The sequence below is a fragment of the Pseudomonas koreensis genome, from assembly GCF_024169245.1.
GTDB classification, from domain to species: Bacteria; Pseudomonadota; Gammaproteobacteria; order Pseudomonadales; family Pseudomonadaceae; genus Aquipseudomonas; species Aquipseudomonas koreensis_F.
On sequence record NZ_JALJWP010000001.1, the window covers coordinates 4,996,810 to 5,018,311 of the forward strand.

At 59.4% G+C, this 21,502-nt stretch carries 18 protein-coding genes; 15 read left to right on the forward strand and 3 right to left on the reverse strand.

Going from position 1 to position 21,502, the window contains the following annotated elements; all coding sequences use genetic code 11:
* Positions 1-391 precede the first annotated feature (391 nt).
* Both clpA and clpS read right to left on the reverse strand, forming a co-directional pair.
* Entirely contained in the window at positions 392-2,662 is a 2,271-nt protein-coding gene (gene clpA, locus J2Y90_RS22110) for an ATP-dependent Clp protease ATP-binding subunit ClpA (RefSeq protein WP_016775266.1), read from the reverse strand.
* A gap of 30 nt (positions 2,663-2,692) precedes the next feature.
* Complete coding sequence (clpS, locus tag J2Y90_RS22115) at positions 2,693-3,076, reverse strand: ATP-dependent Clp protease adapter ClpS (RefSeq protein ID WP_011334948.1); 384 nt, start codon at positions 3,074-3,076, stop codon at positions 2,693-2,695.
* A 224-nt stretch (positions 3,077-3,300) separates the two neighbouring features.
* On the opposite strand from clpS, the gene J2Y90_RS22120 reads away from it, so the two are divergent.
* Positions 3,301-3,582, forward strand: coding sequence for a cold shock domain-containing protein (locus J2Y90_RS22120; protein ID WP_253503278.1), 282 nt, complete (start codon positions 3,301-3,303; stop codon positions 3,580-3,582).
* A 71-nt stretch (positions 3,583-3,653) separates the two neighbouring features.
* Here J2Y90_RS22120 and icd read toward each other — a convergent pair whose 3' ends face one another.
* Entirely contained in the window at positions 3,654-4,910 is a 1,257-nt protein-coding gene (gene icd, locus J2Y90_RS22125) for an NADP-dependent isocitrate dehydrogenase (RefSeq protein ID WP_024013414.1), read from the reverse strand.
* Between the two features lie 481 nt (positions 4,911-5,391).
* Between icd and J2Y90_RS22130 the strand changes: the two genes are divergently transcribed.
* The 14 genes from J2Y90_RS22130 to nuoF all read left to right on the forward strand — a co-directional run bounded on the left by J2Y90_RS22130 (position 5,392) and on the right by nuoF (position 21,476).
* The gene (locus J2Y90_RS22130; RefSeq protein ID WP_071172899.1) at positions 5,392-7,617 is read left to right on the forward strand and encodes an NADP-dependent isocitrate dehydrogenase; all 2,226 of its coding nucleotides are present in this window, start codon (positions 5,392-5,394) and stop codon (positions 7,615-7,617) included.
* Between the two features lie 196 nt (positions 7,618-7,813).
* Complete coding sequence (locus tag J2Y90_RS22140) at positions 7,814-8,260, forward strand: NUDIX hydrolase (protein ID WP_253503281.1); 447 nt, start codon at positions 7,814-7,816, stop codon at positions 8,258-8,260.
* Between the two features lie 59 nt (positions 8,261-8,319).
* On the forward strand, positions 8,320-9,444 hold the full coding sequence (mnmA, locus tag J2Y90_RS22145; protein ID WP_253503284.1) for a tRNA 2-thiouridine(34) synthase MnmA: 1,125 nt from the start codon (positions 8,320-8,322) through the stop codon (positions 9,442-9,444).
* Complete coding sequence (gene hflD / locus J2Y90_RS22150; RefSeq protein WP_039763308.1) at positions 9,441-10,064, forward strand: high frequency lysogenization protein HflD; 624 nt, start codon at positions 9,441-9,443, stop codon at positions 10,062-10,064. Before mnmA ends, hflD begins: the two co-directional genes overlap by 4 nt.
* A 126-nt stretch (positions 10,065-10,190) precedes the next feature.
* Positions 10,191-11,561: an adenylosuccinate lyase gene (gene purB / locus J2Y90_RS22155; protein ID WP_003223822.1), complete on the forward strand. Its 1,371-nt coding sequence runs from the start codon at positions 10,191-10,193 to the stop codon at positions 11,559-11,561.
* Between the two features lie 86 nt (positions 11,562-11,647).
* Entirely contained in the window at positions 11,648-12,817 is a 1,170-nt protein-coding gene (locus J2Y90_RS22160; RefSeq protein ID WP_016775274.1) for a ribosomal protein uL16 3-hydroxylase, read from the forward strand.
* Positions 12,810-13,235 (forward strand): GNAT family N-acetyltransferase, encoded by a 426-nt coding sequence (locus J2Y90_RS22165; RefSeq protein WP_253503288.1) that lies wholly within the window; start codon positions 12,810-12,812, stop codon positions 13,233-13,235. Before J2Y90_RS22160 ends, J2Y90_RS22165 begins: the two co-directional genes overlap by 8 nt.
* Positions 13,236-13,478: 243 nt before the next feature.
* Complete coding sequence (locus J2Y90_RS22170; protein ID WP_253503291.1) at positions 13,479-14,240, forward strand: secretin N-terminal domain-containing protein; 762 nt, start codon at positions 13,479-13,481, stop codon at positions 14,238-14,240.
* 475 nt (positions 14,241-14,715) lie between these two features.
* Positions 14,716-16,041, forward strand: coding sequence for an isocitrate lyase (gene aceA, locus J2Y90_RS22175; RefSeq protein ID WP_253503294.1), 1,326 nt, complete (start codon positions 14,716-14,718; stop codon positions 16,039-16,041).
* Between the two features lie 630 nt (positions 16,042-16,671).
* Positions 16,672-17,085, forward strand: coding sequence for an NADH-quinone oxidoreductase subunit A (locus J2Y90_RS22180; protein ID WP_003223812.1), 414 nt, complete (start codon positions 16,672-16,674; stop codon positions 17,083-17,085).
* 10 nt (positions 17,086-17,095) lie between these two features.
* On the forward strand, positions 17,096-17,770 hold the full coding sequence (locus J2Y90_RS22185) for a NuoB/complex I 20 kDa subunit family protein (RefSeq protein ID WP_016775278.1): 675 nt from the start codon (positions 17,096-17,098) through the stop codon (positions 17,768-17,770).
* 69 nt (positions 17,771-17,839) lie between these two features.
* Entirely contained in the window at positions 17,840-19,624 is a 1,785-nt protein-coding gene (gene nuoC / locus J2Y90_RS22190; protein WP_042609213.1) for an NADH-quinone oxidoreductase subunit C/D, read from the forward strand.
* Between the two features lie 2 nt (positions 19,625-19,626).
* On the forward strand, positions 19,627-20,124 hold the full coding sequence (gene nuoE, locus J2Y90_RS22195) for an NADH-quinone oxidoreductase subunit NuoE (protein WP_003223804.1): 498 nt from the start codon (positions 19,627-19,629) through the stop codon (positions 20,122-20,124).
* On the forward strand, positions 20,121-21,476 hold the full coding sequence (gene nuoF, locus J2Y90_RS22200; RefSeq protein WP_064363636.1) for an NADH-quinone oxidoreductase subunit NuoF: 1,356 nt from the start codon (positions 20,121-20,123) through the stop codon (positions 21,474-21,476). Before nuoE ends, nuoF begins: the two co-directional genes overlap by 4 nt.
* Positions 21,477-21,502 lie beyond the last annotated feature (26 nt).

Here is a 21,502-nt window from a genome sequence, read left to right on the forward strand (position 1 = left end):
AGCCGCCCCACTCAACAATGAGCGTTAGCTCGAGTGCTTTTGATCCATGGGCGACGTCGGAAGGCTGAGTGGAGGGATTGATCCGGGCGTGGGAGCGCAGCGACCGTCTGGCGCAGCCAGACACAGCGGAAGGAGGTGCAGCGGAGCAAACCGGAGCCGCTGCGCCCGGATCGATCCCGCAGCGAAGGAACCCGAGCCTGCGAGGGCCGAACGCAGGAGCAAGCGTTTTTTTGCTTACTTTTTTTAGGCGTTTGTAAAAAAAGTGAGTCGCCGTCAGGCGAAACCGCCAGCCGGAGCACGGCAAAAACGGATATTCACCCAAACCCCCCAAACGACAAACAGCAAAAAGGCGCCCGAAGGCGCCTTTAGCGTTACCAACAGACAACAGCCGTCAGGCCATTTCCGCCGTAGTTTCGAAGTCGAACGTCAACTCCCCGTCCTTGATGTCGATGTGCACCACACCGCCATGCTCGGCCAGTTCGCCAAACAGAATCTCCTCCGCCAACGGACGCTTGATCTTGTCCTGGATCAGACGCGCCATTGGACGTGCGCCCATCGCCGAATCGTAACCACCGGCCGCCAGCCAGCTGCGCGCCGCGTCGGTAACCTCCAGCAACACACGCTTGTCTTCCAACTGCGCTTGCAGCTCGGTAAGGAACTTGTCCACCACGCTTTTGATGACCTCATGACTGAGGCGACCAAACTGGATAATGGTATCCAGCCGGTTACGGAATTCCGGCGTAAAGCTCTTCTTGATCACTTCCATCGCATCAGACGAGTGATCCTGATGGGTGAAACCGATCGAAGCCCGCGCGGCCGTTTCGGCACCGGCGTTGGTGGTCATAATCACGATCACGTTGCGGAAGTCCGCCTTGCGCCCGTTGTTATCGGTCAGCGTGCCATGGTCCATAACCTGCAACAGCAGATTGAAGACTTCCGGATGCGCCTTCTCGATTTCGTCGAGCAACAATACGCAATGTGGCTGCTTGGTGATCGCTTCGGTCAAAAGACCGCCCTGATCGAAACCGACATAGCCTGGAGGCGCACCGATCAGACGTGAAACGGTGTGACGCTCCATGTACTCGGACATGTCGAAGCGGACCAGCTCGATCCCCAGCGCTTTGGCCAGCTGTCGCGCGGCCTCGGTTTTACCGACACCGGTAGGCCCGGCGAAGAGAAACGAACCGACCGGCTTGTCAGGCGATTTGAGCCCCGCACGAGACAGTTTGATTGCAGTCGACAGCGAATCGATCGCAGCATCCTGACCGAACACCGTCAGTTTCAGGTCACGCTCAAGATTACGCAGCAGTTCCTTGTCGGAACTGGTGACGTGCTTTGGCGGAATCCGCGCGATTTTCGCGACAATGTCCTCGACCTGTGGCACTTCGATTCGCTTGACGCGCATCTCCACCGGTTGCAGACGCTGATAGGCGCCCGCCTCGTCGATCACGTCGATGGCCTTGTCCGGCATGTGCCGGTCATTGATGTAGCGCGACGCCAATTCCGCAGCGGCACGCAACGACTCATCGCTGTACTCGATGTTGTGATGCTGCTCGAAACGTCCTTTCAGACCGCGCAGGATACCGATGGTGTCTTCCACTGACGGCTCGACGACATCGACCTTCTGGAAGCGGCGCGCCAGGGCGCGATCCTTCTCGAAGATGCCACGGAATTCCTGGAACGTGGTCGAACCGATGCAGCGAATGTCGCCAGACGACAGCAACGGCTTGAGCAGGTTGGACGCATCCATCACGCCACCGGACGCAGCACCCGCACCGATGATGGTGTGGATCTCGTCGATGAACAGGATCGCCTGCGGACGTTTTTTCAGTTCATTGAGCAACGCCTTGAAGCGCTTCTCGAAATCACCACGATACTTGGTGCCCGCGAGCAAAGCGCCAAGATCGAGCGAATAAACAACCGCATTGGCCAGCAGATCCGGCACCTGATTATCGACGATGCGCTTGGCCAGGCCTTCGGCAATCGCGGTTTTACCCACGCCTGCTTCGCCGACCAGCAGCGGATTGTTCTTGCGCCGGCGCGCGAGAATCTGCGCGACACGCTCGACTTCCGATTCGCGGCCGACCAACGGATCGATGCGACCCTGGCGCGCGAGTTCGTTGAGGTTGCTGGCATAAGCATCCAGAGGATTGCCTGAAGAAGAAGACTCACCGCCCTCGTCGTCCTGCATATCTTGTTCACCTTCAGAGTGATCGCCGTGCCCCGGTACTTTGGAGATGCCGTGGGCGATGTAGTTGACGACATCGATGCGCGCAACGCTCTGCTGTTTCAGCAGGAACACTGCCTGACTCTCTTGCTCACTGAAGATGGCGACCAGCACATTGGCGCCGGTCACTTCGCGTTTGCCCGAGCTCTGTACGTGAAAAACAGCACGCTGCAGGACCCGCTGGAAACCCAGGGTTGGCTGGGTTTCGCGATCCTCGTCATGCACGGGGATCAATGGCGTGGTGGAGTCGATGAACTCCTGCAGATCATGCTTGAGTTTGTCGAGGTTTGCGCCGCAGGCACGCAAAACGGTGGCGGCAGCCTCATTATCCAATAGGGCCAGCAGGAGATGTTCGACGGTCATGAACTCATGACGCTTCGAACGAGCCTCCTTGAAGGCTAGATTGAGGGTGACTTCGAGCTCGCGGTTTAACATAGCTTCACCTCATACCCAAGTGGTCGGCGATTAACCGTCCTTCTCGATTTCACAGAGTAGCGGATGCTGGCTTTCCCTGGCGTACTGGTTGACCTGCATGGCCTTTGTCTCGGCGATGTCGCGGGTAAACACTCCACATACTGCCCGGCCTTCTGTATGGACGGCCAGCATGACCTTGGTCGCCAGCTCGCGATTCAGGTTAAAAAACACCTCGAGCACTTCGACGACGAAATCCATCGGTGTGTAGTCATCGTTGAACAAAACCACCTTGTACATCGGCGGCGCCTGTAACGCGGGCTTTGCTTCCTGAACAGCAACGCCTGCCGAATCGTCGTCGTGCTCCTGTGGAAGATCCTTTTGGAGAAGCGGGCGATCCTGATTGAATGTTAGTCGAATCTGGCTGATTGCATGCATGGAAAAAAAGGTTCGTCAGTTGTGCGAATACAGTGGTGGGGGCGGTTGCACACGTTTTCAACTACGACTGCCCGGTCACCTTGACTATCGGGAAAACGGTGTTACAACCAATAGAGCCCACAGTGGGTAAAAAAGATCCGCGGAGTCAATTCTTTTATCGAATTCGATTGCGGATGTCGTGGATGATACTCCAGCGATGGAGTCTGTTGCAGAGGGATTTGAGCATGGCTGTCGGCAAGGTGAAATGGTTCAACAACGCCAAGGGGTTCGGCTTTATCAATACCGACGCCCGGGAAGGTCGCGATGAGGACGGCAAGGACATTGACTTCTTTGCCCACTACTCGGCCATTGAAATGGACGGGTACAAGACCCTGAAAGCGGGTCAGGCAGTCACATTCGACATCGTTCAAGGCCCCAAAGGCTTGCATGCCGTGAAGATAACTTCGGTCGAAGTCGCTTCGGCGCCAAGCTTTGTCGCCACTGAAAAACAAACGGTGACCCACTGACACCTGAATACATTCAGTCATAAAAACCGCCTGTCCCATTGAGTCAGGCGGTTTTTGTGTGCCTGCGATTTTTACATATGCGAAATCAACGCATCCCCAAACCCCGAAGACGAAACCAGCTTGGCCCCATCCATCAAACGCTCGAAATCATAAGTAACAGTCTTCGCGCCGATCGCACCGTTGGTGCCCTTGATGATCAGGTCCGCCGCTTCAGTCCAGCCCATGTGACGCAACATCATCTCGGCCGAGAGGATCAGCGAGCCCGGGTTGACCTGATCCTTGCCGGCGTACTTCGGCGCGGTACCGTGGGTCGCTTCGAACATCGCCACGGTGTCCGACAGGTTGGCGCCCGGCGCAATGCCGATACCGCCCACTTCCGCGGCCAGGGCGTCAGACAGATAGTCGCCGTTGAGGTTAAGCGTAGCGATCACATCGTACTCGGCCGGGCGCAGCAGGATCTGCTGGAGCATGGCGTCGGCGATGGCGTCCTTGACCACAACGTTCTTGCCGGTTTTCGGGTTCTTGAACTGCATCCACGGGCCGCCATCGAGCAGGGTCGCGCCGAACTCTTCCGCCGCTACCTCGTAGGCCCATTCCTTGAAGGCACCTTCGGTGAACTTCATGATGTTGCCTTTGTGCACGATGGTCAGCGAGTCGCGGTCATTGTCGACCACGTATTGCAGAGCCTTGCGCGCCAGGCGCTTGGTGCCTTCGCGGGATACAGGCTTGACGCCAATGCCGCAGTTTTCGTCGAAACGGATCTTGGTGACGCCCATTTCTTCTTTAAGGAATTTGATGACCTTGGTGGCTTCCGGCGAACCGGCCTTCCATTCGATACCGGCGTAAATGTCTTCGGAGTTTTCGCGGAAGATGGTCATGTCGACATCGCCAGGCTTTTTCACCGGGCTTGGCACGCCTTCGAACCAGCGCACCGGGCGCAGGCAGACGTACAGGTCGAGCTGCTGACGCAGGGCCACGTTCAGCGAGCGGATACCGCCACCGACCGGAGTGGTCAGCGGGCCTTTGATGGAGACCACGTAATCCTTGACCGCGTCGAGGGTTTCCTGCGGCAGCCAGGTGTCCTGGTCATAAACCTGAGTGGCCTTTTCGCCGGCGTAGACTTCCATCCAGGAAATCTTGCGCTTGCCGCCGTAGGCCTTTTCAACAGCAGCATCGACAACCTTGATCATCACCGGACTGATGTCGACACCAATACCGTCGCCTTCGATGAAGGGGATGATCGGGTTATCAGGAACATTGAGAGAATGGTCTGCATTGACAGTGATTTTGTCACCGACGGCTGGAACCTGAATCTTCTTGTAACCCATGCTGAACTCCATTGTTTGGATTGAACACCTGGCTTGCTTCGAGCGTAACCCAGTTGAATCAACACGCAAACCCTATGTTCCGGCGCCGCGCACATCTCGTTTCGTACAAGCCTGAAAGCAAAGGGAAAAGCGCCAAACTCCAGCATTCGTAACGAGTCTTTGCCCGATGCTGCCCTGCGACCTTTAGACCAATGGACGAGAATCGTTGCATATGAACCATCGGCAGATTGCCAGCTACCTATGTATAATGCCGCCCGCTGACCACAGGGTCACGACGGCTGGCCTCTCTAGCACGAGACTTTCCGCCTGATTGGTCGGGTTGTTACCGCAGCCTGACTGCTTGACGCTCTACTGATGCACCCAACATCACCGCGAAGATTCTCGACATTCGGTTCATGGATGACTTTGAACGAACGCGCTTACCCGGCGCCCCTCGAGTTTCTGCGCACGCTTTAGCAAAGAAGAGAGAGTTAATCCGAATATGCCCACCCGCTCGAAGATCATCTATACCTTCACCGACGAAGCTCCTGCCCTCGCCACCTATTCCCTGCTGCCGATCATCGAGGCTTACACCGCCTCGGCCGATATCGCCGTGGAAACCCGCGATATCTCTCTTGCAGCGCGCATCCTGGCAAGCTTCCCCGAGCAACTGGGCGACAAAGCCGTAGCCGACCACCTTGCCGAACTGGGCGACCTGGCCGTTACGCCTGAAGCCAACATCATCAAGCTGCCGAACATCAGTGCTTCGGTGCCACAGCTGCAAGCCGCGATCAAAGAGTTGCAGGCACAGGGCTACAACCTGCCGGATTACCCGGAAACCGTGACCAGCGACGCCGACAAAGACGCCAAGGCGCGTTACGACAAGGTCAAGGGCAGCGCCGTGAACCCGGTTCTGCGTGAAGGCAACTCCGACCGCCGCGCTCCGCTGTCGGTGAAGAACTACGCGCGCAAGCACCCGCACAAAATGGGTGCCTGGGCCAAAGACTCCAAGTCCCACGTCGCTCACATGAGCACCGGCGATTTCTACGGCAGCGAAAAAGCTGTCCTGATCGACGCCGCTGACGCCGTGAAGATCGAACTGATCGCCAAGGACGGTGCTGCCACCGTTCTGAAAGAAAAAACCACCGTTCAGGCTGGCGAGATCCTCGACTGCGCCGTGATGAGCAAAAACGCCCTGCGTGCGTTCATCGCTGCCGAGATCGAAAGCGCCAAGGCCCAGGGCGTGCTGCTCTCGGTGCACCTGAAAGCGACCATGATGAAGGTCTCCGACCCGATCATGTTCGGCCAGATCGTTGCCGAGTTCTATAAAGACGCACTGACCAAACACGCTGACGTGCTGAACCAGATCGGCTTCAACCTGAACAACGGCATCGGCGATCTGTACGCGCGCATCAAGGCCCTGCCGGCCGAGCAGCAAGCGCAGATCGAAGCGGATATCGCAGCGGTCTACGCCGTTCGTCCATCGCTGGCGATGGTCAACTCCGACAAAGGCATCACCAACCTGCACGTGCCGAGCGACGTCATCGTCGACGCCTCGATGCCAGCGATGATCCGTGACTCCGGCAAGATGTGGGGCACCGACGGTCAGCTGCACGACACCAAGGCTGTGATCCCGGATCGCTGCTACGCGACCATCTACCAGGCCGTGATCGAAGACTGCAAAGCCAACGGCGCTTTTGATCCGACCACCATGGGCAGCGTGCCGAACGTCGGTCTGATGGCGAAGAAAGCCGAAGAGTACGGCTCCCACGACAAGACCTTCCAGATCAAGGCTGACGGCGTCGTTCGCGTCACCGACAGCAAGGGCAAGCTGCTGATGGAACAGGCTGTCGAAGCCGGCGACATCTTCCGCATGTGCCAGACCAAAGACGCGCCGATCCAGGACTGGGTCAAACTGGCCGTCAACCGTGCTCGCGCGAGCAGCACGCCGGCGATCTTCTGGCTCGACCCGATGCGCGCTCATGATGGCGTGGTGATCGAGAAGGTTCAGGCGTACCTGAAGGATCACGACACCAGCGGTCTGGACATCCAGATCATGGCCCCGGTCGATGCGATGAAGTACACCCTGCAGCGCACCCGCGAAGGCAAGGACACCATTTCGGTGACCGGTAACGTGCTCCGCGACTACCTGACCGACCTGTTCCCGATCATGGAACTGGGCACCAGCGCCAAGATGCTGTCGATCGTGCCGCTGATGAACGGCGGTGGTCTGTTCGAAACCGGCGCCGGCGGCTCGGCTCCGAAACACGTGCAGCAACTGGTTGAAGAAAACTTCCTGCGCTGGGATTCGCTGGGTGAGTTCCTCGCCCTCGCCGCTTCCCTTGAGCACTTGGGCGTGAACTACAACAACCCGAAAGCGCTGGTGCTGTCGAAAACCCTCGACCAGGCTACTGGCCAGTTCCTCGACAACAACAAGTCGCCATCGCGCAAAGTCGGCAACATCGACAACCGCGGCAGCCACTTCTACCTGGCGATGTACTGGGCTCAGGCCCTGGCCGCCCAGACTGAAGACGCGGCACTGCAAGCGCAGTTCGCGACCCTGGCCAAAACCCTGACCGAGAACGAAGCGACCATCGTTGCCGAGCTCAACGCCGTTCAGGGCAAGCCAGTCGACATCGGTGGTTACTACCATGCCGACGCCGAGCTGATCAGCAAGGCCATGCGCCCAAGCGCAACCTTCAACGCCGCGATCGCTGCGCTGGTTTAAGGTTGTAATGCGTTAAACAAACCCCGGCCTTGTGCCGGGGTTTGTGTTTTCAGAATGCACGCAATTCCCTTGTGGGAGCGAGCTTGCTCGCGAATGCGGTTTATCATTCAAGGTCTTCATTGACTGACCCACCGCTTTCGCGAGCAAGCTCGCTCCCACAGTGTTCTCATTACATTCTCAGAATTGAGGAAAATTTATGGAATGGCTCCCCCACATCACCGTCGCTACCGTCGTCGAGGACAACGGTCGCTTCCTGATGGTCGAAGAACACAAAGGCGGCCGTAACGTGCTCAACCAGCCCGCCGGCCATCTCGACCCGGATGAAACCCTGATCGACGCGGCCATTCGCGAAACCCTCGAAGAAACCGGTTGGGACGTCGAACCCACCGGGGTGATCGGCATTTATCTGTACACCGCACCGAGCAACGGCGTGACTTACCAGCGCGTGTGCTTCAGCGCCAAAGCCGTCCAGCACCATCCGGATTACCAGCTCGACGACGGCATCCTCGGCGCCAAGTGGCTGACCCGTGACGAATTAATTGCCCAGCGCGACCACTGGCGCAGCGAGCTGATCATCCGTTGCATCGACGATTATCTGGCGGGCAATCACTTCGGCCTCGAACTGATCCGCCCTTCTCTTTAGCCTTGCGGCCGCGAGCCTGATAGAATCGCGCCCTTTTCCAAGACACTCATTGAATTCCTATGCGTGATCCAGCCCCTTCTGACACATCCAAGAAGCGCGTCATTGTCGGCATGTCCGGCGGCGTGGACTCTTCCGTTTCCGCCCTTCTGCTGATCGAGCAAGGTTACGAAGTGGAAGGCCTGTTCATGAAGAACTGGGAAGAAGACGACGGAACGGAATACTGCACCGCCATGGATGACCTGGCGGATGCGCAGGCTGTCTGCGACAAGATCGGCATCAAGTTGCACACCGCCAACTTCGCTGCCGAGTACTGGGACAACGTGTTCGAGCACTTCCTCGCCGAATACAAGGCCGGGCGCACGCCGAACCCGGACATCCTGTGTAACCGCGAGATCAAGTTCAAAGCGTTCCTCGACTACGCAATGATGCTCGGCGCCGACCTGATCGCCACCGGCCACTACGTGCGCCGCCGCGATATCGATGGCCGCACCGAGCTGCTCAAGGGCCTCGATCCGAACAAGGATCAGAGCTACTTCCTGCACGCCGTCGGCGGCGAGCAGATTGCCAAGACCCTGTTCCCGGTCGGCGAACTGGAAAAGCCTGAAGTCCGCGCGATTGCCGAGAAATATGAGCTGGCCACCGCCAAGAAGAAGGATTCCACCGGGATCTGCTTCATCGGCGAGCGCCGTTTCAGCGATTTCCTCAAGCAATACCTGCCGGCACAACCGGGCGAGATCAAGACCACCGAAGGCGAAGTCATCGGCCGTCATCACGGCTTGATGTACCACACCATCGGCCAGCGTCAGGGCCTCGGCATCGGCGGTTTGAAGGACGCCGGTGACGAGCCCTGGTACGTGCTGCGCAAGGACCTGGAGAGCAACGAGCTGATCGTCGGCCAGGGCAACAACCATCCGTGGCTGTTCTCCAGCGCCCTGCTCGCTTCGGAAATCTACTGGGTCAACCCGATCGACCTGAGCCAGCCGCTGCGCCTGACGGCGAAAGTGCGCTACCGCCAGAGCGATCAGGCCTGCACCCTGGAAAAAACCGCGGACGGCTATCGCGCCGTGTTCGACGAGCCGCAACGCGCGGTGACGCCGGGCCAGTCGGTGGTGTTCTATGACGGCGAAATTTGCCTCGGCGGCGGCGTGATCGAAGTGGCCGAGCCGTGGAGCGGCCAGGCATGAGCCCGACTCAGGAGCAACTGACGGCGCTGGGCGGCGTGTTTCTCGCCGCCGTGCTGGTGGATCGCATCGCCAAGACCGGCCAGACCAACGAGGCCGGCCTGAGCTGCATGCTCGGCAGCCTGTTGGTGCGGGATCCGAAAGATACGCTGGACGTGTACGGTGGCGATGACATCAATCTGCGCGAGGGTTATCGCGCGCTGATTGGCGCCCTGGAGCGCGATCCGAGCACCTTGCAGCGCGAGCCGCTGCGCTATGCCCTGTCGATGCTCGGTCTTGAGCGGCAACTGGCCAAGCGTGACGACATGCTCGAGACGATTGCCAAACGCCTGCCGCAGATTCAGTCGCAGGTCGAGCATTTTGGCCCGGCCCACGAAAACGTCGTGGCCGCTTGCGGTGCGTTGTACCAGGACACGTTGAGCACCCTGCGCCAGCGCATTCAGGTGCACGGCGACATGCGCAACCTGCAGCAGCCGAGCAACGCCTCGAAGATCCGCGCCCTGCTCCTTGCCGGTATCCGCTCGGCGCGCCTGTGGCGACAGCTCGGCGGTCATCGCTGGCAGTTGGTGATCAGCCGCCGCAAGTTGCTCAAAGAGCTTTATCCGTTGATGCGCAGCGAATAAACGCCGCGTCATGAAGGCTTTGTAGTCTGTAACGCGTAATACGCCGGTCAGTTGGCGACGGACCGGCGGATTTTTTCATGTATGATACGCGCCCCATTTCGTTGCCCGACTGTCCGAGAACACCCCATGCAGCTCTCTTCGCTCACTGCGGTTTCCCCTGTTGACGGCCGCTACGCCGGCAAAACCCAGGCCCTGCGCCCGATTTTCAGCGAGTACGGCCTGATCCGTGCCCGCGTTCTGGTTGAAGTGCGCTGGCTCCAGCGCCTGGCCGCCCACGCTGGCATCCCTGAAGTACCGGCCTTCTCCGCCGAGGCCAACGCCGTTCTCAACGAACTGGCGGAAAACTTCTCGCTGGAGCACGCCGAGCGCGTCAAAGAGATCGAGCGCACCACCAACCACGACGTCAAAGCGATCGAATACCTGCTCAAAGAGCAGGCGGCCAAGCTGCCGGAGCTGGCCAAGGTCAGCGAATTCATCCACTTTGCCTGCACCAGCGAAGACATCAACAACCTGTCCCACGCCCTGATGCTGCGCGAAGGCCGTGACGACGTGATGCTGCCGCTGATGCGCCAGACCGCCAACGCCATCCGCGAATTGGCCATCCGTTTCGCCGACGTGCCGATGCTGTCGCGCACCCACGGTCAGCCGGCGTCGCCGACCACTTTGGGCAAAGAGCTGGCCAACGTGGTTTACCGTCTCGAGCGCCAGATCGCTCAGGTTGCTGCGGTTCCGCTGCTGGGCAAGATCAACGGCGCCGTCGGCAACTACAACGCGCACCTGTCGGCCTATCCACAGATCGACTGGGAAGCCAACGCCCGCGCCTTCATCGAAGACGAACTGGGCCTGGGTTTTAACCCGTACACCACGCAGATCGAACCGCACGACTACATTGCCGAACTGTTCGACGCGATCGCGCGCTTCAACACCATCCTGATCGACTTCGACCGTGACATCTGGGGCTACATCTCCCTGGGCTATTTCAAGCAGCGCACCATCGCTGGCGAAATCGGTTCGTCGACCATGCCGCACAAGGTCAACCCGATCGACTTCGAAAACTCCGAAGGCAACCTGGGCATCGCCAACGCACTGTTCCAGCACCTGGCGAGCAAACTGCCGATCTCCCGCTGGCAGCGCGACCTGACCGACTCCACCGTCCTGCGCAACCTCGGTGTCGGCTTCGCCCACAGCGTGATCGCTTACGAAGCCAGCCTCAAAGGCATCAGCAAACTCGAACTCAACGAGCAGAAGATTGCCGCTGACCTCGACGCCTGCTGGGAAGTATTGGCCGAGCCGATCCAGACCGTGATGCGTCGCTACAACATCGAAAACCCGTACGAAAAGCTGAAAGAACTGACCCGTGGCAAGGGCATCAGCCCTGAAGCATTGCAGACTTTCATCGATGGCCTGGACATGCCAGCCGAAGCCAAAGCCGAGCTCAAGCAACTGACCCCGGCCAACTACATCGGCAACGCTGTGGCACAAGCCAAACGCATCTGATCGACCGTTTGCTCCGTTTGAGACGCCCGGCCGCGCCGGGCGTTTTTATTCCCGTCTGAAAAGTGCTTTTTTTCAATAGGTTACATATGAATTCCGATATTCCTCTTCAACTTCTGGGCGGCCTCACAGCACGCGAATTCCTGCGCGATTACTGGCAGAAAAAACCGCTGCTGATCCGTCAGGCGATTCCTGACTTCGAAAGCCCGATCGACGCCGACGAACTGGCCGGCCTGGCCCTGGAAGAAGAAGTCGAATCGCGCCTGGTCATCGAGCACGGCGAGCGTCCGTGGGAACTGCGTCGCGGCCCGTTCGCCGAAGACGAGTTCAGCAAACTGCCGGAAAAAGAGTGGACCCTGCTGGTGCAGGCGGTCGACCAGTTCGTGCCGGAAGTCAGCGAGCTGCTGGAAAACTTCCGCTTCCTGCCGAGCTGGCGCGTCGACGACGTGATGATCAGCTTCGCCGCACCGGGTGGCAGCGTCGGCCCGCACTTCGACAACTACGATGTGTTCCTGCTGCAGGGCCACGGCAAGCGCAACTGGAAAATCGGCCAGATGTGCGACTCCGAGAGTCCGCTGCTGCAGCACGCCGACCTGCGCATCCTCGCCGAATTCCACGAGACCGAAGAGTGGGTGCTGGAGCCGGGTGACATGCTCTACCTGCCACCACGTCTGGCCCATTGCGGTGTCGCAGTCGACAACTGCATGACCTACTCGGTCGGCTTCCGCGCCCCAAGCGCCGCTGAAGTGCTGACCCACTTCACCGACTTCCTCAGCCAGTTCCTGACCGACGAAGAGCGCTACACCGATGCCGACGCCAAGCCGGCGGTCGATCCGCACCAGATTCAACACGATGCGCTGGATCGCCTGAAAAGCCTGCTCGCCGAACACATGAGCGACGAGCGCCTGCTGCTGACCTGGTTCGGCCAGTACATGACCGAGCCGCGTTATCCGGAGCTGGTGGTCGGCCCGGAAGACGTCGAAGAAGAAGACTTCCTCGCCGCCCTGCAGGACGGCGCTGTGCTGATCCGCAACCCGAGCGCGCGCCTGGCCTGGTCGGAAGTCGATGACGATCTGCTGCTGTTCGCCAGCGGCCAGAGCCGTTACCTGCCGGGCAAGCTGCGCGAACTGCTGAAGCTGATCTGCGCCGCTGACGCCCTGCACGCCGATAACCTCGGCGAATGGCTGAGCGACGAAGACGGTCGCAGCCTGCTCTGCGAACTGGTCAAGCAAGGGAGCCTGGGGTTCGCCGATGAATAAAATTCGCGTTCGTGTCGCAGACTGGCAGAAGGATATCGCCGAGATCCGGCGCATTCGTGAAACGGTGTTCATCGGCGAACAATCGGTGCCACCCGAGCTTGAGTGGGACGCGGATGACGCGACCGCCGTGCATTTTCTGGCGTTCGAAGGCGACTTCCCGATCGGCACGGCGCGACTGTTGCCCGATGGGCATATCGGCCGGGTGTCGGTGCTGAAAGACTGGCGCGGGATGAGGGTCGGTGACGCGCTGATGCAAGCAGTCATCGCCGAAGCCGAAGCACGCGGTTTGAAGCAACAGAAGCTCAGCGCTCAGGTGCAGGCCACGGCGTTCTATGAACGCCTGGGCTTCAGCCTGGTCAGTGAGGAATTCCTGGAAGCCGGGATTCCGCATGTCGACATGGTTCGGCATTCGGCCTGATACCGAGGCGCGGCCTTCGCGAGCAGGCTCGCTCCCACAGTAGATCTGCGGTGGACACATATTTTGTGTCAGAAAGAGATCCAGTGTGGGAGCGAGCCTGCTCGCGAAAAGGCCCTTGAGAACACCACTAACCGCCCCGGCATTCAACGATGTCGGGGCGTTTTGCTGTCTACGATTCAACTTGCCCCACCGCGGGCCGACAAACTGGCAATATCAAGCCTTTCGAACGCGGAGATAACGGACATGTCCCTACGCACCCTGCTCACCACCCTGCTGCTCGGTTGCAGTTTTTCGGTGCTGGCAGCCACAGAAATCGTCCCTCTCAAATACCACACCAGCGCCGACATGCTGCCAGTGGCGCAGGACTTCATCGGTCACGACGGCCAGGTCAGCGCTTACGGCAACCAACTGATCGTCAAGGCCGAGCCGGGCAAGATTCAGGAGTTGAAGGATTTGCTGGCGCAACTCGACACCGCGCCCAAGCGCTTGCTGATCACCGTCGACACCAACGAAAACAATGGCCGTGGCGACGAAGGCTACTCGGTCAATGGTGCCCAGCCGAACCAGACCCGGATCATCAGTCGCAGCACCACCAGCCGCAACGGCGGCGTCCAGCAAGTGCAGACCAGTGAAGGTACTCCGGCGCTGATCCAGGTCGGCCAGAGTGTGCCGATCACCAACACCCAGAGCGATTCCTACGGTGGTTACAGCAGCGAGACCCAATACCGCAACGTCACCCAGGGTTTCTACGTCACCGCCAGCGTCACCGGCGAGACCGTTCATCTGGCAATCAGTACCAACCGTGACCGCATGAGCCAGGAACGTCCCGATGTAGTGAACGTTCAGAGTACCGACACAACCGTCACCGGACGCCTCGGTGAGTGGATCACCCTCGCCGGCGTCAACAGCCAGACTCAGGCCGATAAACAGGGCCTGACCCGCAGCTACTCGACTCAAGGCCGGGATGACATGACCTTGCGGGTCAAAGTCGACACGCTGGACTAAAGCACCGAAAACTGACTGATTAGTCGTATCAGACTAAAGATGTAGTGCTTGAAAAAAAGCACTACAAAACGTTTGACGGGGTAAAAAAGCGAAGGCATGATGGCCTCGCTCCCGCTAATCAGAGGCCCTGGCAAGGGCCTTCGAAGCGCCGTTCGCACCTACCCTGCGAGCCGTTTCGTGTCTGTACCGCCCACAAGGTGTGTTTGACGAGGTTGCCGACTGGAACGAAGTTGTCCCGAGGGACGGAAGCGTATTTAGGTAACCCGGCTTCACGCTGTTGTCCGTATAAAGGCCCACGACGCCCGCATGCGCCCCGCAGTCCGCCACTACCTGCTCACTTCCCCTCGAGCCCATCGTTCATCCCGTCGCCTACCCCGCCGAATCCGACTTGACCACCTAAGCTTCTGGTCAGCGAGCGCAGGAATTTTCCACCGCAGAACAACTTTTCATAAAAGACGCGACGAGGTTTATCTCCATGGCACTGACACGCGAACAGCAAATTGCAGCCCTCGAAAAAGACTGGGCCGAGAACCCGCGCTGGAAAGGCGTGACTCGCACTTACTCCGCTGCTGACGTGGTCCGTCTGCGTGGCTCGGTTCAGCCTGAGCACACCTTCGCGAAGATGGGCGCCGAGAAGCTGTGGAACCTGGTCACCCAGGGTGCCAAGCCGTCCTTCCGTCCAGAGAAAGATTTCGTCAACTGCATGGGCGCCCTGACCGGCGGCCAGGCTGTTCAGCAGGTTAAAGCCGGTATCCAGGCGATCTACCTGTCCGGCTGGCAGGTGGCTGCGGACAACAACTCCGCAGAATCGATGTACCCGGATCAGTCGCTGTACCCGGTGGACTCGGTGCCAACCGTGGTCAAGCGCATCAACAACTCGTTCCGTCGTGCCGACCAGATCCAGTGGAAAGCTGGCAAGAACCCGGGCGATGTAGGCTACATCGACTACTTCGCGCCAATCGTTGCAGACGCTGAGGCCGGTTTCGGCGGCGTACTCAACGCTTACGAACTGATGAAGAGCATGATCGAAGCAGGCGCCGCCGGCGTTCACTTCGAAGACCAACTGGCTTCGGTGAAGAAATGCGGCCACATGGGCGGCAAGGTTCTGGTGCCAACCCAGGAAGCCGTACAGAAGCTGACCGCTGCCCGTCTGGCCGCTGACGTTGCCGGTACGCCGACCATCATTCTGGCCCGCACCGACGCCAACGCGGCAGACCTGCTGACTTCCGACTGCGACCCGTACGATCAGCCATTCGTAACTGGCGAGCGCACCCAGGAAGGTTTCTACAAGGTACGTGCCGGCCTGGACCAAGCGATCGCCCGTGGCCTGGCTTACGCGCCGTACGCCGACCTGATCTGGTGCGAAACTGCCAAGCCGGATCTGGACGAAGCCCGTCGCTTCGCTGAAGCGATCAAGAAGGAATACCCGGACCAGCTGCTGTCGTACAACTGCTCGCCTTCTTTCAACTGGAAGAAGAACCTGGACGACGCGACCATCGCCAAGTTCCAGCGCGAACTGTCCGCCATGGGCTACAAGCACCAGTTCATCACCCTGGCCGGCATTCACAACATGTGGCACAGCATGTTCAACCTGGCGCACGACTACGCCCGCAACGACATGACGGCCTACGTGAAGCTGCAAGAGCAGGAATTCGCTGACGCCGCCAAAGGCTACACCTTTGTGGCGCACCAGCAGGAAGTGGGCACCGGCTACTTCGACGACATGACCACCGTGATCCAGGGCGGCTCGTCCTCGGTGACCGCGCTGACCGGTTCGACCGAAGAAGAACAGTTCCACTGATAGCGCTTCGCTGAGCAAACGGCCTTTGCGGATCGAATAAAAGCTAACCGCAGAGCCGCAAAACTGACGCCCCGACTGGATCGGGGCGTTTTTTTTTGCCTGGGGAAATCGATTCGCGCAGTGTAGGAGCTGCCGAAGGCTGCGATCTTTTGATCTTGCCCCTCAAAAGCAAAATCAAAAGATCGCAGCCTTCGGCAGCTCCTACAGGGGATCTGCGGCGTCAGCGCGAAACATTGATCTGAAGCGGTACAAGCGTCAGAAATTTCCGCTAAAACCGTAGGCCTCGCTACTTGCAGTAACGCGCAAGTAAGACAACTTCCCAACCACTCACTCGTTAAACAGTTACAAAACCACCGCAAACGATATCAATTATCATTCAGCGGCAACTATGTTCGTTACAAACCCTACAAAACATAATTGATGGAAACCCGGCTAATGCCCGCAACGCATGGGCCGCAGGGCTGTGAGCAAGCGCTATGTCCTTAATCCGGTAAATAATTTCGCCTTTGGAATTTTACTTGCCGGGTGTTTAGCCATAAAATCAGCCAGATTGATTGCTGCGACATATCGTCACTGCCTTATTTCTTTATCAAGCTCAGAGACCTTTGCTCTCTGTTAAGGATTACCAGCATGCCCGAAGCGACAGGACTCATGGCCCACAACTGGGGCTTTGCCATTTTCCTTCTGGGTGTCGTCGGCCTGTGTGCCTTCATGCTTGGCGTCTCCAGCCTCCTCGGGTCAAAAGCCTGGGGTCGCAGCAAAAATGAACCGTTCGAGTCGGGCATGCTACCTACCGGTGGCGCCCGCTTGCGGCTCTCAGCCAAATTCTATCTGGTCGCGATGCTCTTCGTGATCTTCGATATCGAAGCCCTCTTTCTCTTTGCATGGTCTGTGTCCGTCCGCGAAAGCGGCTGGACCGGATTCGTCGAAGCTCTCGTTTTCATAGCAATTCTGTTGGCAGGTCTTGTCTACCTGTTCCGAGTGGGCGCCCTTGACTGGGCTCCGGAAGCTCGTCGCAAGCGGCAGGCGAAGCTGAAACAATGAGGCTTTGGCAATGCAATACAATCTCACCAGGATCGACCCCGATGCTCCTAACGAGCAGTATCCGATTGGCCAGCGGGAAACCGTTGCCGATCCGTTAGAAGATCAAGTCCACAAGAACATTTTCATGGGCAAGCTGGAAGACGTGCTGAGTGGCGCGGTCAACTGGGGACGTAAAAACTCCCTGTGGCCGTACAACTTCGGCCTGTCGTGCTGCTACGTGGAAATGACCACCGCCTTCACGGCGCCCCACGACATCGCGCGCTTTGGCGCCGAAGTGATCCGGGCCTCGCCGCGTCAGGCCGACTTCATGGTTATCGCCGGTACCTGCTTCATCAAGATGGCGCCGATCATTCAGCGTCTCTACGAGCAAATGCTCGAACCGAAATGGGTCATCTCCATGGGTTCGTGCGCCAACTCCGGCGGCATGTACGACATCTACTCCGTGGTTCAAGGCGTAGACAAGTTCCTGCCCGTGGACGTCTACGTACCTGGCTGCCCGCCCCGTCCGGAAGCATTTCTGCAAGGCTTGATGCTGCTGCAGGAATCGATTGGACAGGAGCGTCGTCCGCTTTCCTGGGTCGTTGGTGATCAAGGCGTCTATCGCGCCGACATGCCTTCGCAGAAGGAACAGCGCCGCGAACAGCGAATCGCAGTCACCAACCTGCGCAGCCCTGACGAAGTCTGATCCAGTTCTGTTCCAAGTAACGAGAAGCTGGCTTCATTCTTTACGTTGACCGAAAGCGAAAAAATAACCATGACTACAGGCAGTGCTCTGTACATCCCGCCTTACAAGGCAGACGACCAGGATGTGGTCGTCGAACTGAACAACCGTTTTGGCGCCGAAGCGTTCACCGCGCAGGCAACCCGCACCGGCATGCCGGTGCTGTGGGTGGCCCGCGCCAGACTGGTTGAAGTCCTGACTTTCCTGCGCAACCTGCCCAAGCCGTACGTCATGCTCTATGACCTGCATGGCGTGGACGAGCGTCTGCGCACCAAGCGTCAAGGGCTGCCGACCGGCGCCGATTTCACCGTGTTCTATCACCTCATGTCGCTGGAGCGTAATAGTGACGTGATGATCAAGGTGGCCTTGTCCGAAGGCGACCTCAGCATGCCTTCCGTCACCAGCATCTGGCCGAACGCCAACTGGTACGAGCGCGAAGTCTGGGACATGTTCGGCATCGACTTCAAAGGCCACCCGCACCTGTCGCGCATCATGATGCCGCCGACCTGGGAAGGTCACCCGCTGCGCAAGGATTTCCCGGCGCGCGCCACCGAATTCGATCCGTACAGCCTCAACCTCGCCAAGCAGCAGCTTGAAGAGGAAGCCGCGCGTTTCCGTCCCGAAGACTGGGGCATGAAGCGTTCCGGTGCCAACGAGGACTACATGTTCCTCAACCTCGGCCCGAACCACCCTTCGGCGCACGGTGCGTTCCGCATCATTCTGCAGCTGGACGGCGAAGAGATCGTCGACTGCGTCCCGGACATCGGTTACCACCACCGTGGCGCCGAGAAGATGGGCGAACGTCAGTCCTGGCACAGCTACATTCCGTACACCGACCGTATCGACTACCTCGGCGGCGTGATGAACAACCTGCCGTACGTGCTCTCGGTCGAGAAGCTCGCCGGCATCAAGGTGCCGCAGAAGGTCGACGTCATCCGCATCATGATGGCCGAGTTCTTCCGGATCACCAGTCACCTGCTGTTCCTCGGTACCTACATCCAGGACGTCGGCGCCATGACTCCGGTGTTCTTCACCTTCACCGACCGTCAGAAGGCGTACACGGTGATCGAGGCGATTACCGGTTTCCGTCTGCACCCGGCCTGGTACCGCATCGGTGGCGTCGCCCACGATCTGCCGCGCGGCTGGGAAAAACTGGTCAAGGATTTTGTCGAGTGGATGCCCAAGCGCCTGGACGAATACACCAAGGCCGCCCTGCAGAACAGCATCCTCAAGGGTCGTACCGTCGGCGTCGCTGCCTACAACACCAAAGAGGCCCTGGAATGGGGCGTCACCGGTGCCGGCCTGCGTTCGACCGGTTGCGATTTCGACCTGCGTAAAGCGCGTCCGTACTCGGGCTACGAGAACTTCGAATTCGAAGTGCCGCTGGCCGTCAACGGCGATGCCTACGACCGCTGCATGGTCCGCGTCGAAGAGATGCGCCAGAGCATCAAGATCATCGACCAGTGCATGCGCAACATGCCGGAAGGCCCGTACAAGGCGGATCACCCGCTGACCACGCCGCCGCCGAAAGAGCGCACGCTGCAGCACATCGAAACCCTGATCACACACTTCCTGCAAGTTTCGTGGGGCCCGGTCATGCCGGCCAACGAATCCTTCCAGATGATCGAAGCGACCAAGGGCATCAACAGTTATTACCTGACGAGCGACGGCGGCACCATGAGCTACCGTACCCGGATCCGTACTCCGAGCTTCCCGCATCTGCAACAGATCCCTTCGGTGATCAAAGGCAGCATGGTCGCGGACTTGATTGCGTACCTGGGTAGTATCGACTTCGTTATGGCCGACGTGGACCGCTAAGCATGAACAGCACGCTTATCCAGACAGACCGTTTCACCTTGAGTGAAACCGAGCGCTCGGCCATCGAGCACGAGCTGCATCACTACGAAGACCCGCGCGCGGCGTCGATCGAAGCCCTGAAGATCGTTCAGAAGGAACGCGGCTGGGTGCCGGACGGCGCCCTGTACGCGATCGGTGAGATCCTCGGCATTCCCGCCAGCGACGTTGAAGGCGTGGCGACGTTCTACAGCCAGATCTTCCGTCAGCCGGTCGGCCGCCACATCATTCGCGTCTGCGACAGCATGGTCTGCTACATCGGCGGCCACGAGTCGGTGGTCAGCGAAATCCAGAACAATCTGGGCATCGGCCTGGGTCAGACCACCGCCGACGGTCGTTTCACCCTGCTGCCTGTCTGCTGCCTCGGCAACTGCGACAAGGCACCGGCGCTGATGATCGACGACGACACCTTTGGCGACGTGCAGCCTGCCGGCGTGGCCAAACTGCTCGAGGGCTACGTATGACCCTGACATCTTTTGGTCCAGCCAACCGCATCCAGCGCTCGGCCGAGACTCACCCGCTGACCTGGCGTCTGCGCGATGACGGCGAAGCCGTGTGGCTCGACGAGTACCAGGCCAAGAACGGTTACGCCGCCGCGCGCAAAGCCTTCGCCGACATGGATCAGGACGCCATCGTCCAGACCGTGAAAGACGCTGGCCTGAAGGGTCGCGGCGGTGCCGGCTTCCCCACTGGCGTGAAGTGGGGCCTGATGCCGAAGGACGAATCCATCAACATCCGCTACCTGCTGTGCAACGCGGATGAAATGGAGCCGAATACCTGGAAAGACCGCATGCTGATGGAGCAACTGCCCCATCTGCTGATCGAAGGCATGCTGATCAGTGCCCGTGCGCTGAAAACCTACCGTGGCTACATCTTCCTGCGCGGCGAATACACCACCGCCGCCAAGCACCTCAACCGTGCTGTGGAAGAAGCCAAGGCGGCCGGCCTGCTGGGCAAGAACATTCTGGGCAGCGGTTTCGATTTCGAACTGTTCGTCCACACTGGCGCCGGGCGTTACATCTGCGGTGAAGAAACCGCACTGATCAACTCCCTCGAAGGCCGCCGCGCCAACCCGCGCTCCAAGCCGCCCTTCCCTGCCGCCGTTGGCGTATGGGGCAAGCCTACCTGTGTGAACAACGTCGAAACCCTGTGCAACGTGCCGGCGATCATTGCCGACGGCGTTGACTGGTACAAATCGTTGGCCCGCGAAGGCTCCGAAGACATGGGCACCAAGCTCATGGGCTTCTCCGGCAAGGTCAAGAATCCGGGCCTGTGGGAACTGCCATTCGGCGTCACCGGTCGCGAGCTGTTCGAAGACTACGCCGGCGGCATGCGCGACGGCTTCAAGCTCAAGGCCTGGCAGCCAGGGGGCGCCGGTACCGGTTTCCTCCTGCCGGAGCACCTCGACGCACAAATGTATGCCGGCGGCATCGCGAAAGTGGGCACCCGGATGGGTACCGGCCTGGCGATGGCGGTGGACGACAGCGTCAACATGGTCTCGCTGCTGCGCAACATGGAGCAGTTCTTCGCCCGCGAATCCTGCGGTTTCTGCACCCCGTGCCGCGATGGCCTGCCATGGAGCGTCAAGCTCTTGATGGCCATCGAACAGGGCAAGGGCCAGCCAGGCGACATCGAGACCCTGCTGGGTCTGGTCGGTTTCCTCGGCCCGGGCAAGACCTTCTGTGCTCACGCACCGGGTGCCGTGGAGCCGCTGGGCAGCGCCATCAAATACTTCCGTCCAGAGTTCGAAGCCGGTATCGCGCCTGTCAGCGCCGCCGTCCCGCCTCTGGCAAGGCCGATCGTAGTCGGCGCGTAAACGCTTAGGCGAAGGGTCCGTGCCCT